Raw genomic sequence first — 23,888 nt, 5'->3', positions numbered from 1 at the left:
TCTAAATTTGCTCAGCATGAAACCAAAAGTAAGCCGGTATTTATTGTCGTTTGACACCATCAAAGGTCTGGTGCTCACCTTTGCTTTGGTGGTTCCGGTGTTTGTCGGTTTTCAGCTGGACGCTTTCTACCAAGGTTTTGCTTTTGCACTGGGTACTCTTTTCACTTTTTTGCCCAATACCGACGGTAGCAACCGGCACCGCTTCTGGGGAATTCTGGCTGCTTTAACCCTTGGTTTACTCATAGTGGGGCTGGGCGGGCTTTTTAGAATGTGGCATCCCACGGCTTTTTTGGTGTTTTTTGCCTTTGCCTGTTTTTCAGTGGCCATGTTTGCGGTTTATGGTTTCAGAGGTTCTATGGTGGGTTTCTCCGGGCAAATGGCCATTGTCATGAGTTTTGCTTTGCAAAAAAGCGTGATTCCATTGCCCGAGCAACTGCTTTTAATTGCTGGTGGCGGCTTTTGGTATTTGCTTTTAGCGGGTGTTTCCCACCGAATTTTTGAAAATAAAAACACCGCACTTAACCTGGCCGACTGCATAGAGTCTACTGCTGAATACCTGAAAATTAATTATCAGTTGCTCTGGAATGATCCGGAAAACGCCATGGAGCTGGAGCAAAAACTCCTCAAAAAGCAAATAGAAATCAATACACAACATGAATTGCTCAGAGAGCTTTTGTACAAAGACCGCAAAACTCAGGGGCAGTCGAATCAAACCAACCGTTACCTCCTGATTTTTATAGAAATTCTTGATATCTATGAGCTTTCACTTGCAGCAGGAGTGGAGCGGGAGTTAGTAAAAGATATTTTTGCAACGCATCAAAAGGCCCTTAAGCCGGTTAAAGACCTTTCAGCTAAGTCAATTGTTCATTTGTACGCTTTGGCTGAGGCCTTACAAAATGGTGAGGAGTTACAACTTTTGCAGGAAGATTATTCGCATCTGGAAGCTTGCGAGGCTGGTCTGGGCGAGTATGTCAATGAAGTGGGCTTGCCTGCAGCACGCGAAGGTGTTTTGTTGCTTCGCAATATCATTGATGCCGAATCAAAAAAATGGCAGAAAATTACGATTGCCAAGAGGGTTTACGGGCGATTGCTCGAAAACGGCTCGGTGACTACCAACCGGGCCGACAGAAAGCTTTTTATCACCACTCAGGATTACAGTTTCAAAACATTACGTGAAAACCTGAGTTTTGAATCCGGGACGTTTAAACACGCTTTGCGATTTACAACGGCGATGTTGATTGGCTATTTTACAGGTCAATTCTTGCAGCATCAAAATGCCTACTGGATTTTGCTGACCATCAGTGTGATTTTGCGTCCCAACTTCGGATTAACCAAACAACGGGCTGTGCATCGCATTTTCGGGACCTTGTTAGGGGCGGCCATTGGGTTTGTCATTGTTTATGTGACAGACTCACGGCTGGTATATGGTCTACTGGCCATACCGGTCACTTTTATTGGGTTTAGTTTTCTTCAGAAGAATTATAAAATCGCCGCCACTTTTATTACCCTGGTGGTGGTGTTGCTGTATTCATTACTGGTCGATAAAACGTATGAGATCATTCTTTACCGGGTAGTGGATACTCTCGTGGGGGCGGTAATTTCCTTTTTGGCTATTTATCTGCTCTGGCCTTCCTGGGAGGGGAAGAACATCAAAACCAGTATCTCAAAATCTCTGGAATCGGTAGCGGAGTATTTTAGAGAAATTGACCGGCTGTATCATACCAAGTCGGTGCCTGACACCGGCTATCGTCTATCAAGAAAAAGGGCATTTATTGACACAGGAAACCTGCTGGCGGCATTTCAACGATTAACAGAGGAACCCAAATCTCAACGAGATCATGTTTCGCAAGTGCAGGCCATAGTGGTGCTGATTCAGACGTTTTTAAACGCTACTGCTGCCATGGGTACTTATATACAGAATCATGAGACTACTCCGGCTTCAGAGGCTTACGAAACAATGATGAGGCATATACTGCTTAACCTGCAAAATGTGCAGGAGATACTGCGTACCGGAGAAGAAACGACAATGCACGATACCGGAGAAACTGAGGACGCCAGTAAAATACTGGAAGACAAATACAAGAAGCTGGAGGAAGTACGTGCCGAAGAGCTTTCGCAGGGTTTTGTACCTCTAAAACCCGAAATGCGAAACCGCCTTCAGGAAGGCAAGCTCATCACCGAACAACTCAAATGGCTTTATGGCCTGAGCGACAGCATGAAGCAGGTGGTGGTGTATTTGTGAGTTAACCCTGAAAAGCCGCCAAAAGCTCCTCCCGGTCATCAAAATGCTGCTTTACTCCTTTGATTTCCTGATAATCTTCGTGGCCTTTGCCGGCTACTAAAATGATGTCGCCTTCATTGGCCAGCATGACGGCGGTTTTGATGGCTTCGCGGCGATCCACAATGCTTAATACCTTTTTTCTTTTGGTGATGCTGATGCCTTCCTGCATGTCTTTGAGAATGGCCTCGGGTTCTTCATTGCGGGGGTTATCGGAAGTCATGATTACCTTATGACTCAGTTCGGCCGCGATTTTAGCCATTTGCGGGCGTTTACCTTTGTCGCGGTTACCACCACAGCCAACTACGGTAATTACCTGCTGAATATCTTCCCGTAGGTCATTGATGGTTTCCAGTACATTCTGAAGGGCGTCAGGAGTATGGGCGTAGTCCACAATCCCTACCTTACCATCGGCAGAATGTATTTGCTGAAAACGGCCCGGAGGTGGAGTCAGCTGTGATAATTCCGTCAGAATGTCCTCTGGTTTTTCCTCCAGCAAAATAGCGGCACCGTACACGGCCAGCAAATTATAGGCATTAAAACGACCAATCAGTTTAAACCAAACCTCCTGCTCATCAATAGTCATTTGAATACCGAAAAGACCGGAGTCCAGAATTTTGCCTTTGAAGGTACCCACACCACGAAGGCTATAGGACTCTTTGGTGGCTTTGGTGTTTTGCAGCATCACCTTGCCATTCTTGTCATCCGTATTCGTCAGGGCAAAAGCCGTTTTTGGCAATTGATCAAAGAAGCCCTTTTTGGCGGCTATATAATTCTTAAAAGTCTCGTGGAAGTCTAGATGATCCTGCGTGATGTTGGTGAAAATGCCTCCGGCAAAATGAAGGCCGGCGATCCGTTCCATCACCACGGCATGAGAGCTGACTTCCATAAAAACGAAGCCACAACCCTTATTGACCATCTCCTGAAGCAGTTTATTGATGCTTACAGAGTCTGGTGTAGTGTGGGTTGAATCGATGATTTCATCCTCAATTTGATTCTGAACAGTTGACAAGAGTCCGCATTTATAGCCCAGTTTTCGGAAGAGGTTAAACAAAAGCGTCGCCACCGAGGTTTTTCCATTCGTACCGGTGATGCCTACCAATTGTAACTGTTGAGAAGGCTGTTCATAGAAATTGGCAGCAGCGAGTCCCATAGCCTTCGCCGAATTCTCGACCTGAATGTAGGTGACCTGTTCTTTTAAAGTTTCAGGAAGCCGCTCACATAAAATGGCCGATGCACCAAGATCGATTGCTTTTTCAATATACTGATGACCGTCCACCTGAGTGCCCGGAATGGCCACAAAAAGATGGCCCTTTTGTACTTTCCGGGAGTCGAATTCTATGGCACTGATTTCCAGATCGGTTTTCCCTGAAACGGTCTGTAATGAAATTTTATAGAGGATGTCGCTGAGCAGCATAAATCGTTAAATGGCTTTAAACTTTGAAAAGTTCTTCTTTTCCAGAAAATAGATAAAGACCAGAAAAAGCAGACATTGAAGCAGATGAAGAGAAACTCCCAAGGCCAGATTTTCAAATCTCACATACGAATTTAGCAGAATCAATCCTCCGGCTACAAGAAGGTAAAGCAGAATTCTCTGAGTTTCATAAGGAACCGGAAAGTGAATCTGACCAAAATAATAACAGGCCGCTACCATCAGAAATGAACTGATTACAAAAGTGATGGCACAGCCAATATAGCCCATTTGAGGAATCAAAATAAGATTGAGAACTACTGTAATCAACATACCACCGATGGTGATATAGGTGCCGTAGTGGGTTTTGTCAGTCAGTTTGTACCAGATTGAGGTATTTCCATAAATTCCGATGAAGAGGTTGGCCAGGAGCAAAATGGGAACAACCGGCAAGCCGTCACGATACGTTGAGCCAATTAAAAGACCAATCCAGTCAAGATTGAGACTTACCACAAGCCAGAGTACCACACAGGCAATCGTAAACCATTTGGTGCTTAGGGCAATCATTCCCGGAGAGTTTTTGTCACCCATTTTTGAGAAGAAAAACGGGTCGGCGGCATAGCGATAGGCCTGCACCACCAGTGTCATAAAAATGGAAAGCTTATACACATTGGCATAAATACTGAAGGCGTCATCAGTCGATTGACCAGTGTAGAAGCCATCCGGCAAAAGCTCTCTAAACATCAGTCGGTCAGCGGTCAAATTGATGGCACCGGCTAAACCCATAATGAGCAGGGGGTAAGCGTATTTCAAAACCACTTTCAGCTTTTCCCAATTGAAGGCAAAACGATAGCCCACAAACTCTTTCCAAAGTAGTAAAAGGGTAATCATGCTGGCCACATAATTGGCCCAGATGATATAGTCTGGTCCTATGGATGGATTGTAGAATCGGGCAGCAAACTCTTTCCAATCAGGCAGGAAAACGCCATTTAAAATGTTATGGCAAAAGATCAGATAAAAGGCATTCAGACCAATATTGATGAAAATGCTGGCAAGTTTAATTTTCACGAAACGTCGGGCTTTATTCTGAGCACGAAGCTTCACAAAAGCTATGGCACAAATGGCGTCTACAGCAATGATGATGGCTAGCCAAACGATCAGTCTTTCTTTGCCGGGGTAGCCTAAAGCTTCGATCAAAGGTGTGGCTCCAAGAATAAAAAGCGTCGAGAGAGTGCCCCCAAGAAGTATAATGAAGGTCAGAATGATATTGAAATACTCATTCTGGTTTTCCTTTTTGGATCCGTATCGGAAGAAAGCCGTCTCCATGCCGAAAGTATAAAGTACATTCAGCGGAATTACCCAGGAGTAAAGCTGAGCATTATCTGAAAGTAAACGTGGTTGCTCAAAAACTCGGGTATGTACCACCACCAGCAGCCAGTTAAGCAGCCTGCCCACGATGCTGCTTAGCCCGTAGAGTACCGTATCGCCTGCCAGTTTTTTGAGGAAAGACATATTGCCGATTGCTAAATCCGGTACAATGTTACGATTTTATTCAGAAGTCTTTTTCAAAACCATCAAGACATCATCGTTTCGGGCGATAAGGTAATGGGTTTCTCCTTTAATTTTGATAGGAACAATAGCTCTGACCTGACCGTAAATCTTTAAATCCGGCAAAGGCTGGTGTTTAGCTGTGCCTGAATCAAAAGAAAGTAAACCGCCGTAATCAGCATCATAGCGACCAAACTGAATATTGCTTTCAAAGAAGTTGCCCATGATGAGGTAATCAGACGGAGTTCCCTCAATTTTCTGAAAGGATGCTTTTGGACCAAATTGCGTAGACTTCGGAAGAGACTTTGTTTCAAAATTTCCTTTACCGTCATTGATCAATACCGCATTGTCAAAATAATTGGCCTCATAAACTTTAGCCTCGTCAATTTTATCCCGACCAAAAACATCTTTGAAATAGGCGTTTGAGAAATCTCTGGAGAGATTATATTTCTTTCGAATAAAGGGCATCTGTTTTTCAAGCTCTTTCTTGTCCGCAAAAATGACTTCCTCATGATTCATATAATGCGTCAGAATTTGATCCAGTCGGCCGTTTTCGTCGATGTCATTCACATAGAGACGAACCGGCTCCGTTTCAGAGGCTGAAATTCGACTGTTTTCACCAAGATTTCCGAGTAGAAAATCCAGGTCGCCGTCGTTATCCAGGTCTGTCGGGTAAAGGGTATTCCACCACCCTTTTTTATTCGTCAAAACATTTTTTTTGAATTCACCACTTTCATTCATGAAAGCGAAAACCCCATCCCATTGGCAGGCCAGAATCAGGTCTTCAGAACCGTTTTGGTCAAGATCAACCCATTCGGCCGAGTGTACCATCCCGATGTATTTTAACTCTTCCGGTGTTTTGTCTTTGAAATTTGCCTGACCGTCATTGATGAGTAAGTAGGAGCGAGGAATCTCACCGTATTTCCAGGAGACTGTTTTCCCACCAATAAATAGATCGAGGTCTCCATCCTGATCAACGTCTGAGGCTTTTATACAAGCCTGAGTGTCAAAAATATCAGGGAGGGCATTTTCTTTTAATTCAAATTGAGCCTTTCCGTTATTGAGGTAAATCCGAGGCTTTAGATAAGGCGTTTTGCCGTAATATTCATTTCCGCCTGAGGCCAGAAGTAAATCAAGCTGACCGTCTCCGTTCACATCAGCCCATTCGGCCGCAGACTCTTCAAAAGTGCTGTCGGCTTCCAGGCTTGGTTGAGAAGTTTGCTGAAAAGTACCCGACGAAGTCTGAATCATCACTCTCGCTTTCTCCCATTTTGAGGAACCCATAAAGATGTCGTCCAGTCCGTCTAAATTGATATCTGCAACAGAGATAGCCGGACCCGCCGTAGAGTGCATGGCAGGAATGAGAGCCTCCCGGTCAAATTCATTGAATTGGTTTTCTTTGTGACAGATGTCAAGGTTTAATTGCTCTGCAATATCTTCAAAATGGTAATCTTTACCCGATTTCCGTTTGAGGGATTGATAATCAAAAAGCGGGAGACCTTCCTTATAAATAACCTCAATCTGATTCGTTTGAGGGTTTGTCAAGGTTGAATAATGATTATCAGGCCAAATGATCACCAAAGAATCTATCTTAACAGAGTCTTTCACCCCAAAATGCAAGGGAGTTTCTGAGCTGGACTGAAACCCTTTAACCGGAAACTTCTCGGCATATTGAGTGCCTTCACTTGTGTATAAAATGGCCTTGGCTCCTATTGCGTTTCGGTTGCCTTTTTTGCCCTTAAAGCCAATTGATAAGCCACTGTTTTGCCCATTGAGGTTCTCATAAATAAAAACCGGATCATTGATGTTATTCGTTACCAAATCCAGATCACCGTCATTGTCGAGATCTGCCTGAATGGCCCCGTTTGAGAATGAAATTGTATTTTGATCTACCAGATCATTTATTTCCTTGAATTGGACATTTCCGGTATTGAGGAAAAATTTATTCGGGATTTTTACTTCGGGCAATAAGTCCGTCAATAGCTCATCGGACTCATCGAATTCTTTGTTATTGATCTTCTCCTGAATGGCATCGTTCGACACATAATTCATGTAGTCCGTATCATTCATACGTTTATTGATGCCATTAGAAATGAAGAGGTCTTTCAGTCCGTCATTATTGAAGTCACCAAAAAGAGAGCTCCAGGACCAGTCTGTGGCATGTATGCCCGCCATCATAGCCACCTCGCTAAAGGTGCCATTTCCGTTATTGACCTGCAGGGCATTTCTTGAAAACTGAAAATTATAGCCCTGCTTCAGCTTGAAATTGAAATTGTAAAAGACATCCTCTCCATCTGCCTGCTTGATGAGTTTATAATCCCATGGTAGCATATCCAGAGAAACGAGATCAGGGAAAATGTCATTATTAATATCAGCAATATCAACGCCCATACTGAAGCGGCTGGTATGGCTCATGTACTGGTCGGTTTGATCAGAAAAAACGCCCCCTCCCTGATTGATATACAGGTAGTCGTTTTCATGAAAATCATTCCCGATATACAAGTCCGGTTTGCCATCTAAGTCGATATCGCCGGTTGCTATGCCAAGACCATAGCCTAAAGCATTTGAATGTATGGCTGAAGCTTTTGTTTTGTCAACAAAATGGCCATCAATATTTTCAAAGTACCGATCTCCGGAAAGGGGATGGTATGAATTCAAAAAGTTTCCCCGCTCCCCGAAGGTTCCGTTACTGTGAACAGAATGATTTAACTGAAAGAAATCAAGATCACCATCAAGATCAAAGTCAGCGAACGTGGCCTGTGTACCAAAACCGACTAAATCAAGACCGTATTTAGCCCCTTTTTCTTGATAAATGGGGATGCCATCTTCTATTTTCTGGCAAATGAAAAGCTGATTTTTGCCGTGCAGATTTTGATATTCACCAACCTGTGAAATATAGAAATCAAGCATTCCATCATCATTGATGTCGACAATAGAAATTCCGTTTGACCAGCCTCCGCCGGTATCAAAACCACTTTTTTGAGTGATATCTTCAAATTTCAAATCTCCTCGATTCAGGTATATTTTACTTTTTTCAAGATTTGAAGTGAAAATAAGGTCAATCAGTCCGTCATTGTTCAAATCTCCGGCCCCGGCACCTCCACCATTATAAAAATAGAGATAGCTAAAGATGTTGAGGTCTTTGGTGGGTTCAATACCGTTTTGAAAATCAACTCCTGTTTGTTCCGGCTTTAAAAGACGAAACAGAGGCTCTTCCTGTTTTTCATTTTTGCAGGAAAACAAAAGAAAGGTCAGGCCAACAAGCATCAATACCTTTCTCATGGGAGCTGATAGGTTTTGGGTTTTTGATTATTGATGAGTACTAAAAGCAAGTCATCATTGAGCAGACTGAGCTGTCTTACATTACCCTTTAAGTTCAGACCCGAGTTTTTTGCGGTTTGAAAGCCCTTCCCTCCCGTATTCAGTAAGACATTTCCCCGGCAAGCGTCCAATGTACCGAACTGTGGAATCATGTGCGTGTTATTGCCGGCAAGTATTAAATCGTTAAAGCCGTCTTTGTTGACATCATGGCTGATGATATCATTTACACAGCTAAACTGAATTTCTATCGGCATCTCTTCGACAGAGAAAGAGCCGTCACCATTATTCCGGGCGACAATGCTTTTGAGGTAATTGACCTCTTTGACAATAGACTGTTCAATGCTATTTTTCTCAAATAAATCCTGAATGGTTTTACTGGCATAATCGGCATGTTTCAGACTGGCATTTTTGAGCGACGGAAACTGATCTGTAATATCTCTTTTCAGAAATACCGGCTTGTCTTCACCATCAATAGTTTTGCTAAAGACCTTGTCAATTGTGTTATTATGGTCAAAGTCAGCCACCCACACTTTGAAAGGCTTGTCTGAGTCCACTTCAAAAGAGAAATTCTCACCCATGTTGCCAAGCAGTAGATCGGGGTCACCGTCATTATCAATATCTGTTATGTTTAGGGCAGACCAGAATCCTTTAAGGTTCACCAAGCCGGTGTTGTTTTTTGCAACAAATTGGCCGTCTTGGTTAGCAAAAACCATGGTTTCCATCCATTCACCTGTAATGATAAGTTCAGAAGACTTATCACCGTCCAGGTCGGCCCAAGCCGCTTCTGTAACCATGCCCAGGGTGAGAAAAGTTTGCTGTATACTAAATTTGCCTTTGCCATCATTTTTAAGCAAATAGGAGTTAGGGAAAAGGCCATACTGCAAAGGCATGTTACGACTGCCTACAAAAAGATCAAGGTCTCCGTCTTTATCAAAATCATTGGCTTTTACGACCGAGGTGTTCAGGCTGATATTTGGTAAACCACCTGTTTTGATCTCAAAGTTACCTTTGCCGTCATTCATAAAAAGGCGATCCATAAGCTCTCGGTTTCCCTGAGAAACCTCATTTCCGCCAGAACCCAGATAGACATCGAGATCGCCGTCTCCATCAGCATCGAAAAGTTCGATGGCCGTGTCTTCAAAAGAAATAAAGCGTTCAAAAGCCGGCTGGTCAAGAGTTTGAAAAGAGCCGTTTGAAGAGAGGTAAACTTTTGTTACCTGATCTTTTGCTCCGGCTATAATGACATCATTTTTACCATCGCCATTAATATCTCCGACAGCCGCCTTTGGTCCTTCAGTAGAAAGCTTAAAGGCGATGTTTTTCTCGTTATAGTAATCGGAATATTCGTTTTCAAGATGGGGGTCGAAGCGATTCTCTTTTTCTACGAGAATGGGTCTGCCATCAGTTTTTTCGGGCGACCATTTCTTATTGGCGTTTTTGATATCAAAGATTAGCGTAGTATCAGCATAAAAAAGGCCTGAAAAGCTCATCTGATCATTTGGCCAGATAACCTGAAGAGAGTCTATCTCAGAATCGCCGCCTAATCCAAAGTTTAAGGCGTAATCTGTGCTGGATTGAAAGCCTCTTGTAGGAATCATTTGTTGACTGAAGACTTTACCTTTTTGATAAACCAGTACTTTGGCTCCAATGGCCCTTGGGTTTTTATTTTCTCCTTTGAGCTTAATCTTCAAAAAGTGGTTATCTTTTTTGGATTGATTCTCATAGACAAAGCAGGTCTGATTTACATTATTTACGACCAGGTCGAGATCGCCGTCATTGTCCAGATCAGCATAAACGGCTCCATTTGAGAAGGATTCTTCTTTAAAACCGACCTGCTCAGATTCAAATTCGAATTTAAGGTTACCCGTATTCTTAAAAAAACTGTTGACTACGGGAACGCTTGGCATCTTTTCAAGAATTTTTTCAATGCTCTCTTTTTTACCACTAATGGCCATTTTCTGGCTTAATTCATCAGCAAAGAAGTCAATGAAATCCTGATCAATCACATCGTGGCGAATACCGTTTGAAACGTAAATGTCTGTGAGACCATCGTTGTCTGCATCAAACATCAGAGCTCCCCAGCTCCAGTCACTTTTAGCTACACCAGAGAATTGAGCAATCTCAGAAAAATCACCATTCCCATTATTTAGTTGTAATGAGTTCTGCATGAACTGATGATAGAAGCCCCGTTCCTGCTTAAGGTTATAGATGTAGTGATTTTCATAAGAGGCCGTTGTTTTTAGTCTTTGCTCAGTTTGCGGAAGCATGTCGGTTACAAAGATTTCGGGTTGTCCGTCATTATTGATGTCAGCCATATCAGCACCCATAGAGGCAAGACTCGTGTGCTGAATCCGGTCTTCCAGTTCTTCTTTAAAAGTGCCGTCTTTTTGATTAATGTAGAGGTAATCTTTTTCAAAAAAATCATTGCTTACATACATATCAGGCCAGTTGTCATTATTGACATCGCCTACGGTTATACCAAGGCCAAAACCAATAAGGCTACCGTAAATACCAGCCTCTTCACTGACATCAACAAATTGGCCATCATCATTTCTTAAAAGCTTATCTCCTCCGCCTTTTAGAAAATCTCTGACTGGCCAATCTTTAGCCCTCATTTCGCGGTTATTGGCATAATTAAGCGTATTAACCGGGATGAAGCTGTTATTGAGAATATAGGCATCCAGATCGCCATCTTTGTCATAATCAAAAAAGGCGGTGTGGGTGGTGTAGCCATCGTCATTAAGACCATATTCTGAGGCTTTTTCTGTAAAAGTAAGGTTACCGTTATTAATAAAAAGGGCGTTTTCGGTACTTACTCCTTTCTGATACCCTGCGTTACAGATATAGATATCCAGCAGGCCATCGTAATTAATGTCAACCATAACTACGCCCGTACTCCACTTGTCAGCTTCGGCTATTCCAGCCTTTTCGGTGATATCTTCAAACTGGAAGTTGCCCTTATTGAGATAGAGCTTATTGCTACCCATATTGGCTGTAAAAAGGAGATCGGTGAGTCCATCATTATTGATGTCACCAGCCGCTACTCCTCCACCGTTGTAGAAATTGCGGTAATTGAAAATATTAAATGTCTCAGTGTTGCGGATATCGTTGCTGAAGTTAATTCCTGTTTCATCAGCTGTCATTAGCCTGAAAAGGGAGTCGTTATTGTCTTCTTTGCAGGATACTAATAGCAAAGTGAAAACTAGAATGGCAGGAAAGAGTTTCTGCATCGTTTTTAGTTAAAAAAGTAAGCTCCCGTAGTTTTAGGGTCTAGTGAAGGTGGTTTTTTCCAGACGATATAACCGTTAATGGGTTTTGTGATCTCATCATTAAAGGGATTTTTCAAAACTCCATTGATTGTAATAATACAGGCTTCCTGATTCATTTGTTTTATCTCAAAATAACCTTCTTTCAAAAGATAGCCTTCCCCATCAGTGTTTGTTCTTCGGCCAACTAACAGAGAGCCATACAGGTGACCAGAAAGCGGCATGGCTTCTTCAAACTGTATCTTTTTGCTTTCTGCCTTATACCAATCTTCATCTTCTATACTGATGACGATATTGCCACCTTCGGGGTTTCTCAAGTTGACAAAAAATGCCAACTCGTTAATCGTAATGGAACCTTTAAAAGGTAAATCCAAAGGATAAAACTTTTTACCATCAATTTCAATATCAACGATCATTGAGCCGGCATCGAGCTTTTGAAGGGCTTCGAAAATTCTGGTATCAGTACCAGAGCCCGAACCGCAACCGGCCAGCATTACAACGAAGAGAATAGAATAGATATATCTCATTATGCAATTAAATAAATCAAAAATGCCCGAAACGAGTTCGAGCATTTTTGAATAATATCAAAGACAGGTCTTGTCTTAGTAACCCTCGTTTTGAGTTAAATTCGGGTTAGACACAATCGCCGGTGAAGGGATTGGGTATAGAACGGTGTAATCGTCCTGAATAAGTGCACCGGTACCGGTTGTAAACTTACCAAAACGAACTTCCGTAGTTCTTTTACCACCTTCCCAGTACATTTCACGACCGATTTCGTCGAAAAGGCTATTCTCATCAAGTGAACTCAAAGCAGAAGCTTGTCTTTTCGCTCTCAAATCATTGATCATTGCAAGAGCACCTGCAGTATCACCTGAACGCATCATGGCTTCAGCTTTCATTAAGTAAGCTTCAGCAAAACGCATAAGGATATACTTACCAGCCATAGCCGGGTGATACTTGATTACTCTGATACCTTTATCTGTTGGCGTACCAGCCAAGCTTACATCTCTTGTAAATTTCAAGAGTTGCTGAGATCTTGAGTCAGTGATTGGAGTTCCATCATCTTTGTACTGCTGACCAATCAGGAATCCATGACCGATACCAGACATATTGCTGCCATCTGCAGCTGCAGGAATACCTTTACGGATATCCTCGTCGCTAAAAGTATCGTAGAAGTCAGCCAAAGTGGTGAAACCATTCCATCCAGATGGGTTCTGATCATAGTGAAGAGTCATCATCCAACGGTTCTGAGGAGTACCTTCAGCAGAGTTAAGGATAGTCTCAGTTGTTGCATCAGCAGTAAAGTTACCGAAGAAATCATCACTGATTTCGTAACCATCTGCAATGATAGCGTCTACGTAAGAAATTACCTTCGCCATATCACCATTATCAAACGAGTAAGGACCAGCAGGTGAAGCTGCTGTGTAAACGGCCTTATTCAGATAAAGTTTAGCTAAAAGGAAATTAGCAGCAGCCTTAGATGCTGTAGCCTGCAAAGGAGCAGGTCCACGGTTCTCTAGACCAGGCAAGGCAGCTTCAAGATCACTTACAATGAAATCAAAAGCCTCAGAACGAGTCAACACCTTAGGGTTTACATCTACACCGTCAGTTACCTCTCTGAAGGGAACCTGACCCCAGTAATCCATTACGTGGAACATGTTCAAAGCTCTCAAAAACTGAGCTTCTGCTTTCTCAGCAGCAGACGGGTTAGAAGCGATGATCTCGTTACACTTATAGACACGTTGGTTAAGCTGGTTCCAGGCATTGATGATACCACTGTGAGTGGCATCCCATGTATGCTGGTCAAGCGTACGCCATACACCATTATCACCCCAGTCAACACCTCTGGTAGGAGGAATCATTTCAGCAGTAGGGTGCTGACCAAGAGCGTAAATGTTCGCCTGATCTGTGTAAGCACTCAAATCTTTATATGCTGAAACCAATAGTTCAGTTGGGTTACCGGGAGTAAATCCTCCGCCACCCTCATTTGCTCTAACGATGGAATCTTTTTCATCGTTAACGAGGTCTGTACAAGAAGCCATGAACATTACGCTCAAGCCACCTATTAATACTTTTTTGAAATTTATTGTTTTCATTTTCAATTCTTTTAAATCTTTAATTAGAATGAAACATTTGCTCCGATTGTCCACGTCTTAGCTCTTGGATAAGCCGTATAGTCAATACCGAAAGAAGGAATACCATTCAAAGATTTGTTGGTACTAACCTCCGGATCCTGACCACTGTATTTCGTAAACGTTGCCAGGTTTTGACCTGTAATGAAAAGACGGATACCAGAAATGGCATTGCTACCACTCATAGGTACGCGATATCCAAGATTAAGGTTCTGCAGACGTACAAAGTCACCTTTCTCAAGGAATCTTGAAGATACGTCAGGAGCGTTCCATGGACCTTCATCTGTGCCTACCACATCTCTGGTTACGTTACGACCGTTGTTCAATGCACCTTTTGTAAAGTAAGCATTAGCGGTGTTATTGTAAATGTAGTTTCCAAATACGCCGTTGAAGAAGAAGCTTGCATCAAAGTTTCCGAAGCGGAAGCTGTTGTTCAAACCAGCTGTGAAAGTTGGGTTCGGGCTTGCACCGTTAAACTGCTGGAAGTCACCGTTAGGGTAGATTGAGTTTCCTTGATCATCATATCCACCAAACTCTCTAACAAAGTAAGCAAACATTGGCTGACCCTCAGCCAGACGCTGGGCAAACGCACCCGTTAGACCCTGTCCGTTGATTTGACCTGTATCATAAACACCAGAAAGGTTTTTGATGATGTTCTTGTTATAAGCACCGTTTAAGTTAACCTCCCATGTAAAGTTTGTATTGTCAACAGCGATAACATTCAAACCTAGTTCCACACCACGGTTTTGAATATCAGTATCAAGGTTTCTCCAAACGAAAGGTGTTGGAGCCGGCTGAGCAGATACTACCTGGAATAACAGGTCTTTAGTGTGCTTATCATAGAATTCGATGTTACCACTCACTTTGTTGTTCATGATACCGAAGTCTAAACCAATGTTCAGGGTTGAAGTCGACTCCCATTTCAAATCAGGGTTATTAAATGCAACGGCATTTAAACCACCACCTGAGATATCAGTAGCACCTTGGTTTGCACCCCAGCCAGAGTAGCGGTCACGTCTGTCATAAAGGTTGTGAGGGATGTTCTGGTTACCAACCAAACCATAACCTACACGAAGAGCAAGATCAGAGAATACGTTTCTAGGAACGAAATCTTCCTCAATCAACTTCCATTTGAAAGCTCCTGAAGGGAAGTAACCGTACTTATTATTACCACCAAACTTAGTAGAACCATCAATACGTAATGTACCAGTTAGCAAGTATTTATTACCCATGTTTAGGTTAACACGAGTGAAGTAAGACTGAAGCTCATCTTTTTCAGATGAAGAGTTGTTTACTACGTTACTTGGAGCCTTAGATGCATCTGCAGAAGCAAGGTTATTGATCATTACGTCAAGATCAGAAGTTGCAAAGTTGGCAAGGCTTGAAGATTTATAGTAACCATCAAAGCTCTGGTATGAGTAACCTAACAAAGCATTCAATGAAGTGCTACCAAATTCTTTGTCATACGTAAAGTAGTTTTCCCAAAGGTTGTTGTCAGCTTCAATGTCTGTGATGTACAAACGACCGATACCACTCACACCGTCAAGAACAAGGTCCGAAGAGAACGCATTCTTTCTACTTGAAAGAGACTTGTCAAAACCTAAAACAGTTTTGAATTTCAAACCTTCAAGAAGCTCAAGCTCTGCGGCAATGTTACCAAGAGCTCTTAGCGTGTTGGTTCTGTCTTTGTTATAGTTAACGATAGCCAATGGGTTTGGCTCAGTTATACCTGGCTGAGTAAATTCGCCACCTGTGTAAACAGGCATTGTAGGGTTTGACTTGATAATAGCAGCCAAAAGGTCACCAGTGTAACCTGAGTTTTCAGAGATACCAACACCTCTATCCTGAGTATTCGCAAGGTTTACAGAAGAGGTAATGTTCAATTTGTTATTGATGAACTTCTTACCACCGTTGAAACCGATAGAATATCTTTTGATACCTGATGTAAGTACGATACCCTCCTGATCAAGATAACCTAAAGAGAAACGGTAGTTTCCTGTGGCATCACCTCCACCGTAAGAAAGGTTATGCTGCTGAGTAATGCCGGTCTGGAACAACTCATTCTGCCAATCAACATCAGCACCTCTGTCCTGTGATGGGTTTGCAGATGCAAACTCATCAGCGTTCAATAAGTCATACTTTTTTGTGATGTTACTTGCTCCAAGAGAGAAACCATAAGAAAGTGTTCCTTTACCAGAACCTTTTTTGGTTGTGATTAAAACAACACCCTGAGCACCACGAGCACCATAAATAGCCGTTGCAGAAGCATCTTTCAGGATGTCAATGCTAAGGATATCTTCTGGGTTAAGGAAGTTCAAAGGGTTTTTGGCCGGCTGGCGTCCAAGACCCTGAGAGTCTCCACCAGCAGAAGTGTTATCACCACTAAGAGGTACTCCGTCAATTACAAAAAGTGGGTTATTACCACCATACACTGAAGATGTTCCACGAATACGGATGTTAATTCCACCACCTGGCTCACCAGAGCTTTGCGTGATTTGAACACCCGCTACTTTACCTTGCATTAGCTGCTCAGGTGAAGTCACGATACCCTTCTGGAAATCTTTTGTACCGATAGCGTTAACAGCACCGGTAGCATCTTTTTTCTTCACGGTACCATATCCTACTACTACTACTTCTTCAAGAACCTGATCGTCGTTTGCAAGAGAAACGTTGATCACTGTTTGGCCTTGAACCGCAATTTCCTGAGGTTGCATACCCACGAAACTGTAAACGATTGTACCATTACCTGGTACGTTTGATAAACTGTAAGTACCGTCGATACCTGTTGAGGTTCCGTTAGTAGTACCTTTAACCTGTACAGTTACACCAGGTAGCTCCATCCCGTCTGTGTCAGTGACCTTACCGGAAACTGAAATACTTTGAGAAAAAGCTGAAATGGAAATGAATGAAAGTACGAAAGCCAAAGCTGCAAATGTGCTGCCTGACTTCTTACCAACCTTGGACACTTTTTGGCCCAGTAGGTAGAGCGAATTCATCATAGGTTTAAGTTTAAGTTAAAAAATTTGGCGTTAATTCAGAGAGTTTAGAACGTGTCACTTAAGACCGAAATTCTTGCACTATCTGCTGAATCAGGGCGTAAACCTACAAAAACATATAGGCATAATCCAAAATTGAGATGCCCAAAAATGTGTTATCGGTAGAAGTTTTTTATTTCAATCGTTTGCGGAAAAAATCGCAATCGTTTGCGAAAATTGAGCATCTTATTTTTTACCAATATCTTTGATCACTTTTTTATAAAACTCAATTCAACTCGAATGGACTTCGGCCGATTAAAAAGCAAATTCAATGGTGAATTTCTTGATGATAAAATCACCAAAACTCTATATGCAACGGATGCTTCAGCATACCGCGAAGTTCCATTAGCAGTGGCCTTTCCCAAGGACGAATCTGATATAAGAGAACTGATTCTTTTTGCCAATAAAAAGAAGGTGACTTTGATTCCCCGGACAGCAGGTACTTCGCTTGCCGGCCAAGTGGTGGGTAAGGGTATTGTGGTAGATGTTTCCAGAACCTTTACCTCTATTCTAGAGGTGAATGAAGAGGAATCCTGGGTGAGACTACAGCCGGGTGTGGTGAGAGATGAGCTTAATATGCACCTAAAGCCATTTGGTCTATATTTTGGCCCTGAAACAAGCACAGCTAATCGGGCAATGATAGGTGGGATGGTCGGTAACAACTCCTGCGGAAGTAACTCTGTGGTATATGGAAGTACTCGCGATCATTTATTAGAAGTAAAAGGGTTTTTAAGTGATGGCTCTCCCGTTACATTTTCTAAACTTTCTGAAGAAGAATTTGAGGAAAAGCTGGAAAGTTTGAGAACCAAGAAGGAATTGACCCTTGAAGACAGAGTTTATCTTCAGGTGGCTGAAATGCTTTCAAATGCTGAAAACGCTAAGGAAATCAGAGATCAATTTCCGAAAAGGTCTATACGTAGACGAAATACCGGTTACGCTATTGATGAGCTTCTTGAAACCAAGCCTTTTACTCCTGAAGCGGCAGAAGATTTTAATTTCTGTAAACTGATTGCGGGCTCTGAGGGAACATTAATGTTCATTACCGAAATCAAAATTCATGTTAATGACCTGCCTCCTAAGTTTCTGGCGGTAGTGGCTTCGCATCATCAATCCATAAAGGAGTCATTAAAGGCAAACCTTGTCTCTTTGAAATACAAACCAACAGCTGTGGAGCTGATGGATCATCATATTCTGGAGTGTACCAAAGCCAATAAGGAGCAAATGGCGAATCGCTTTTTTGTGGAGGGTGATCCTGTAGCCTTATTAGTAACTGAGTTCTCAGAGCATTCGCAGGAGGAACTTGATAAGAAAATTGAGGCTTTAATAGCCGATATGAAATCACAGGAAATGGGTTATCATTTTCCGGTACTTTATGGAGATGACGTTAAAAAAGTTTGGACACTTCGGAAAGCTGGTCTGGGCTTATTGGGGAATATTCCAGGTGATGAAAAGGCGGTACCAGTTATAGAAGATACCGCTGTAGATGTTGAGGATTTGCCGGCTTATATTGAAGAATTTGATGCTACCATGGCTGAAAAAGGTTATGATATGGTGCATTATGCACACGCCGGTTCTGGCGAATTGCATCTAAGACCTATCATAAACCTGAAAACCACAGAAGGGAAAGAGCAATTCAGAGAGGTAGCTCAGGATATCTCTGATCTGGTCAAAAAATACAAAGGCTCACTGAGTGGGGAGCATGGTGATGGTCGTCTACGAGCTGAGTTTATTCCTCAACAGATAGGAGAGAAAAACTATCTGCTTCTCAAAAAACTGAAATATACCTGGGACCCCAATGGTGTTTTTAATGCCAATAAAATAGTGGATACACCGGCCATGAACGAGATGCTACGGTATGAGCCGGGTCAGCAAACCCCAGAATTTGAGACCATATTTAAATTCAAAAACCAGAATATTCTTCAACATGCCGAGCAATGTAACGGTAGTGGGGACTGTCGTAAAACAAGTTTGAGCGGAGGAACCATGTGTCCGAGCTACCAGGCTACAAAAAACGAAAAAGATACCACGCGTGCTCGTGCCAATATGCTTCGCGAGGCTCTAACACGGAAAGACGGAATAGTTTCCTTTGATCCTGTGGCCGGTAACGGTCATGATCGTTTTGATAATAAAGAGGCCAAAGAGGTGCTTGACCTTTGTTTACTTTGCAAAGGCTGTAAATCTGAATGTCCGAGTAATGTAGATATGGCTAAACTCAAAATGGAGTTTCTATATCATTACCAGAAGAAAAATGGGGTGCCCGTACGTTCAAAATTGATTGCCAACTTCTCAAAAATGAGCAAGTTGGGCTCTATTGCTCCTGGTTTTTATAATTTCCTTTTCAAAACAGATAGCCTTAGAAGAATCGGCAATAAAATGGTGGGTTTTCACCCGGATAGAACCATGCCTTTGCTTCACAACACAACACTCAAAAAGTGGTATGATAAAAATGCGGCTGAGTTTCAACAGGGTGAAAAAGGTAAGGTCTATTTCTTCTGCGATGAATTCACCAATTATAATGATGTGCCTATCGGTCAAAAAGCCATTCAATTGCTGAACAGACTTGGGTATTCTGTCTATATTCCTGAACATGTGGATAGTGGAAGGCCTTATCTTTCAAAAGGAATGTTAGATGAAGGCAAGGAACGGGCAACGCAAAACGTACAAATGCTGGCAGACCTGATTTCTGCAGAAACCCCACTCATAGGTGTAGAGCCTAGCTGTATTCTGGCTTTCCGTGATGATTACCCTGAGTTAGTCAATGATGAGTTGGTTGCCAAATCTGAAGCCTTGGGTAAAAATGCTTTGATGATTGACGAGTTCATCGCCCGCGAAATGGATGCGAAGAGAATTGACAAATCCGTATTCAAGGCTGAGAAACGACTAATCAAATTGCATGGACATTGTCAGCAAAAAGCAGTGAGTTCACTCGTTCCTACCAAGAAAATGCTTTCGTTGCCAGAAGGGTATGAAGTGCAACTGATCCCTAGCGGCTGCTGCGGTATGAGTGGTTCTTTCGGATACGAGAAAGAGCATTATGACCTCTCAATGAAAATAGGAGAATTAGTGCTATTCCCGACCGTTCGGCAGCAACCTGAAGAAGTGATTATAGCAGCACCAGGCACCAGCTGCCGTCACCAGATTCATGACGGAACGGGTCGTGAGGCCAAGCACCCGGTAGAGGTACTTTGGGAGGCTTTGAGGTAAGATATAGATCAAGAAACCTTAAAAGATGATCTATAAAATTCAATTTATAGATCATTATTCGTCAAAATGTGGTCTAAAAGCCAAACGAGTAAGAAACTCCGGCGGAGCTAATAAGAAAATATTGACCGGGGTCAAAAATGCTTTCTTGTCTTGAAACTGATAAACTAAGGCCTACGACATGGTTTACGCTTTTAATTTTGAAGTTATTGGCAATGCCTAGCTTTTGAGATTTCAGGTTAATGATGGGCAATGTTTCGGCGTTGATTCCAAAACGGTTAATCTCCGGTGAAAATCCGGCTCCGGCGGTTATGGCCCAGAAAATGTCTTCATTCTCACCGTAATTTCGGAAGGTAATGTTCCCTGATTTACTCCAACCTTCATCAGAAGGAATCAAATACGGTGTGAAGAAAAAGAATGAGTTCCCAACGTATTTTCCCAATGATCCTGTCAAAATATGCGTGAAGCTGTCCCCAAACTTCAAAGACCTTATACCTGCCGAAGCTTCAAAACTCTTTGGTAAAGATTTGTACAGCTGAAATCCGTAACGCCAGCCTGGAAATATAGACGATTGCGAATACCCCACGTTTACATAGGCATAAAGTCCGTCTGCAATACTTGGGTATGAATCTATTTCAAACTGCGTTCCGGTGGTTTCAAACTTCTGATTCACGTTCATCTTTCCGATGATACTTCCAAATGGAGTATCCCGGTTATATGAAACAGTGTAATAATGCATGGGGTCGTAAATGTCACTGAAATGATCAATCGAGTACGATGCAGATATCTGATTCAGTACAAAGCCTTCTCTTAGGGAAGAATAAAACTCCTGCATCTTTTCATTTTCGGGATACTTGCTTAAAAACTTTTTACAGGTTTGTATGGCTCTGGTTAGTTCCCGGTTATCCCTTTCTGTCTTTGCCTTGAAAATCACAAAATCAGGATCGTCAGGGAAAATTTCAAGTGCTTTTCTGCTGAGCTCTTTGACATTGGAATATTGCTCTGCCCACATTTCATTTTTTATATAACTCACCCAGTATTCCTTCTCCTGAGGTTCCTGGTCAAGCAATATCTGAAACTCCTTTCGGGCTAACTTATACTGCTCTTCCCATCCGTACAGGACAGCCAGAAATAGCCGAACATCTCCATAAGTTGGATAATTGTTAGTAATCCTTGTCAATAGCTCTTTCGACTCTTGTCTTTTCGAATCAAAGGCCATTTCTCTGGCAATGGAAAAAGCCTCGTCAGGATCCATATTGAGTTCCTGAGACGTTACTTTTCCAGAGAAGAGTAGGATGAGAAAGAAAGTCAAAATCTTTTTCATGGCGTCGTTTGATTAAATGATAGTTGATCGGAAACGGGAAGAACCTTTTCTTCAAAATCCGCCGGATCAAATCTGGCCATTTTTGAGGCCACGGTATTTAAGAAGTCGCGGTTGTTAGCGAATCTCTCTCTTGCAAGGGCGGCTACCTCTTTTGCCTTATTCCCGAGACTGTTCCACCAATAAAGATCGAGCAGGGCAGAATATGCATCACTGTACAATGGGCTTCGATTGATTACATATTTGAGTTCCTGTTCAGCCTGTTCGGTTCTGTCGCTCCATCCATAAATTCTGCCGCGTAGAGTTCGGCCATCGTAATGGTTAAAATTCAGGTTATTAAGATGGTCAAGTAAAAGAAGAGCGATTTCATAGTTCTTATTATGTGCCGAATCTCTGGCCATATAATAGATTTCGCCCTGACTCAAGTTTTTGGTGAGTTCGTCAATACGCTTCTGATCTTCTTTGCTGATTTTGATTAGATTTGAAATATTCATTTTCAAATTTTCAGGAATGATCTTGTTATTCGTCGTGGTATATCTTCCGCTTTTTTTTGCGAGTTCAAATGCCTGAAGTGTTTGGTTGGTCTCTCCCTTTTCTACTCCAACAGAAAGGCTAAGGTTCTTACCTATTTTATAGGACTTTCCCTGTGCAATGAAGGTGTCTCCTTTGATGAAGTCTGTAAATGAGCCTTTATATTTCATCAGCGGAATTTCTCTATCACTGTTTGGTGATAAACCCAGGCCCAGCCATGGTACATTTTCCGGAGTTTTCATCGTATATCCTTTAGCCAGCATTCCGGTAATCGCTGGTGCGATATCCATGTGTGAGGCAATGGTCCCGATCTCTTTAGGTTCTTTAACCAGTGGACTGTAAACCAGAAGAGGTACATGGTATCTGCAAATCTGATTTTTCATTGAAACAGGAATTAATCGGTGATCACCGGTTATGAGTACAATGGTATTCTCAAAATCTGACCTCTTTTTCAGTCCGTCTATAAAGGATCGAATACTGGCGTCGGTATAAAGTAAGCTTGCAAAAACCTCTGGATTTTCTTCAATGGTTTTCCTTTTACCAGCCAGCTCAGGCCTTGACTTCATCAGCTGGTTAACCTGATTCAGGTATTCTTCTTTACCCGGAAACTGAAAAGGCTCGTGGTTTGATATCGATAGAACAATGTCTAACCTTGGCTGACCATTTTCCGGAAGAGAAGCGAGTGTTTTCCTGTATATTTCAGAATCAGGATATCCCCAACTAAAGCCGTCTTTGGTTGACTTTGTTTTTACATAGTTCTGATCAAAACTTGTTTCGTCTATCAGGTTATCAATACCCTCATTGACCAGATAACGGTTTTTATTGTCAAAGGAAGAGTTACCTCCTTCATAATACGAAGTGATGTATCCGTTTTGCTTTAAAACGGAAATAAGCGACATATGATCAGGTAGAGTTTCCAGATCAAGGAACCCGTTTTTCCCGAACGGAGCAGAACCAAGAATGGATGGCAAGGCCCCGAAAGATCTACCTGTATTACTTAGAAAGCGGCTGAAATAGAGAGAGTTGTCACTCAGTGAATCAAGGAAAGGTGTAAAGCCTGGGTATTGTGCACTTTTGCCCATAAAGTCACTCCCTAAACCTTCAACAATCAAAAGAACTATATTAGGCTTGTTTTCGGTGAGATTGAGGTGTTCTGTGAGTCCGTTTTCTGCTGCATTGAAAGGATGCATTAAAGGGAATTCATCACCGTTTGCCAGAAACTCTTGGTCATCTCCTTTTTGATTGTCCTTCAGATATTGTCTGGTATCATTGAGAAAATAAGCGGTTTTAGATGCATCGGTCAGATCAGTTAAAAGAAGTGGTACTGATGCGATAGACGTAATCAGTATCACTAATGAAACAATACCGATCACCTTGTTTTGGTAAATCTTTAAGAATGCAAGTGTAGCGTAAATGGCCGGTATTAGAAGAAACATCAGAATAGCTCTAAGACTAAACTCTGCACTGGAGCCGGTGATAAAAAGAATGTCATCAAAACTGTACCCATAAAGGTCACTGCCAAGAGGCAAATTGGTTTGGGCAGCATATTGATTTAATCCAATAGTGGAAAGGAGAATGATTATTCCGGTGAGGACCAGAAAAGTTTTGGAGGCACGACTGCTTATCATGCTCATTAGCAAAAATGGCAGGGCCAAAAGCATTGTTATTCCGGCTGCAAACACAAAGTTAAATGAGATTATCTGAGCGATAGTCAGAGCGATATTTTCCAAATGACTATGCTGGAAAAAGAATTTATAAGCAAGCTCAGTAATACTCAGTAAACTGCCCATAGTAAGGGCGTTAAGTAGCAGAAATTGGAAATTGGTTTTGTTATAGGTTTTCAT

General features: G+C 42.2%; 11 protein-coding genes. 2 read left to right on the top strand and 9 right to left on the bottom strand.

Annotation, left to right across the window (positions count from 1 at the left end):
* Positions 1-16: 16 nt before the first annotated feature.
* Positions 17-2,242, top strand: coding sequence for an FUSC family protein (locus AFM12_RS06065; RefSeq protein ID WP_055145313.1), 2,226 nt, complete (start codon positions 17-19; stop codon positions 2,240-2,242).
* Position 2,243: 1 nt separating this feature from the next.
* Here AFM12_RS06065 and AFM12_RS06060 read toward each other — a convergent pair whose 3' ends face one another.
* The 7 genes from AFM12_RS06060 to AFM12_RS06030 form a co-directional block, all read right to left on the bottom strand.
* Positions 2,244-3,695, bottom strand: coding sequence for a UDP-N-acetylmuramoyl-L-alanyl-D-glutamate--2,6-diaminopimelate ligase (locus AFM12_RS06060; protein ID WP_055145310.1), 1,452 nt, complete (start codon positions 3,693-3,695; stop codon positions 2,244-2,246).
* Between the two features lie 6 nt (positions 3,696-3,701).
* Positions 3,702-5,201 carry a lipopolysaccharide biosynthesis protein gene (locus tag AFM12_RS06055; RefSeq protein WP_055145307.1) on the bottom strand — a complete coding sequence of 500 codons (1,500 nt, stop codon included), beginning with the start codon at positions 5,199-5,201 and terminating at the stop codon, positions 3,702-3,704.
* 36 nt (positions 5,202-5,237) lie between these two features.
* The gene (locus AFM12_RS06050) at positions 5,238-8,519 is read right to left on the bottom strand and encodes a VCBS repeat-containing protein (protein ID WP_055145304.1); all 3,282 of its coding nucleotides are present in this window, start codon (positions 8,517-8,519) and stop codon (positions 5,238-5,240) included.
* Entirely contained in the window at positions 8,516-11,788 is a 3,273-nt protein-coding gene (locus AFM12_RS06045) for a VCBS repeat-containing protein (protein WP_055145301.1), read from the bottom strand. The genes AFM12_RS06050 and AFM12_RS06045 overlap by 4 nt, the downstream gene beginning before the upstream one ends.
* 5 nt (positions 11,789-11,793) lie before the next feature.
* Positions 11,794-12,351 carry a hypothetical protein gene (locus AFM12_RS06040; RefSeq protein ID WP_055145298.1) on the bottom strand — a complete coding sequence of 186 codons (558 nt, stop codon included), beginning with the start codon at positions 12,349-12,351 and terminating at the stop codon, positions 11,794-11,796.
* Positions 12,352-12,426: 75 nt separating this feature from the next.
* Positions 12,427-13,920 carry a RagB/SusD family nutrient uptake outer membrane protein gene (locus AFM12_RS06035; protein ID WP_055147752.1) on the bottom strand — a complete coding sequence of 498 codons (1,494 nt, stop codon included), beginning with the start codon at positions 13,918-13,920 and terminating at the stop codon, positions 12,427-12,429.
* 23 nt (positions 13,921-13,943) lie between these two features.
* Complete coding sequence (locus AFM12_RS06030; protein WP_055145295.1) at positions 13,944-16,955, bottom strand: SusC/RagA family TonB-linked outer membrane protein; 3,012 nt, start codon at positions 16,953-16,955, stop codon at positions 13,944-13,946.
* Positions 16,956-17,231: 276 nt separating this feature from the next.
* On the opposite strand from AFM12_RS06030, the gene AFM12_RS06025 reads away from it, so the two are divergent.
* Positions 17,232-20,195, top strand: coding sequence for an FAD-binding and (Fe-S)-binding domain-containing protein (locus AFM12_RS06025; protein ID WP_055145292.1), 2,964 nt, complete (start codon positions 17,232-17,234; stop codon positions 20,193-20,195).
* Between the two features lie 73 nt (positions 20,196-20,268).
* Here AFM12_RS06025 and AFM12_RS06020 read toward each other — a convergent pair whose 3' ends face one another.
* Both AFM12_RS06020 and AFM12_RS06015 read right to left on the bottom strand, forming a co-directional pair.
* Positions 20,269-21,516, bottom strand: a complete 1,248-nt coding sequence (locus tag AFM12_RS06020) for a YaiO family outer membrane beta-barrel protein (RefSeq protein ID WP_055145290.1) — start codon at positions 21,514-21,516, stop codon at positions 20,269-20,271.
* Complete coding sequence (locus tag AFM12_RS06015) at positions 21,513-23,888, bottom strand: LTA synthase family protein (protein WP_055145287.1); 2,376 nt, start codon at positions 23,886-23,888, stop codon at positions 21,513-21,515. Before AFM12_RS06015 ends, AFM12_RS06020 begins: the two co-directional genes overlap by 4 nt.

Source organism: Jiulongibacter sediminis (genome assembly GCF_001306455.1).
Classification (GTDB): domain Bacteria; phylum Bacteroidota; class Bacteroidia; order Cytophagales; family Spirosomataceae; genus Jiulongibacter; species Jiulongibacter sediminis.
Note: the sequence above shows the minus strand (reverse complement) of the source record. Positions and strands in the feature narration are given on the sequence as shown.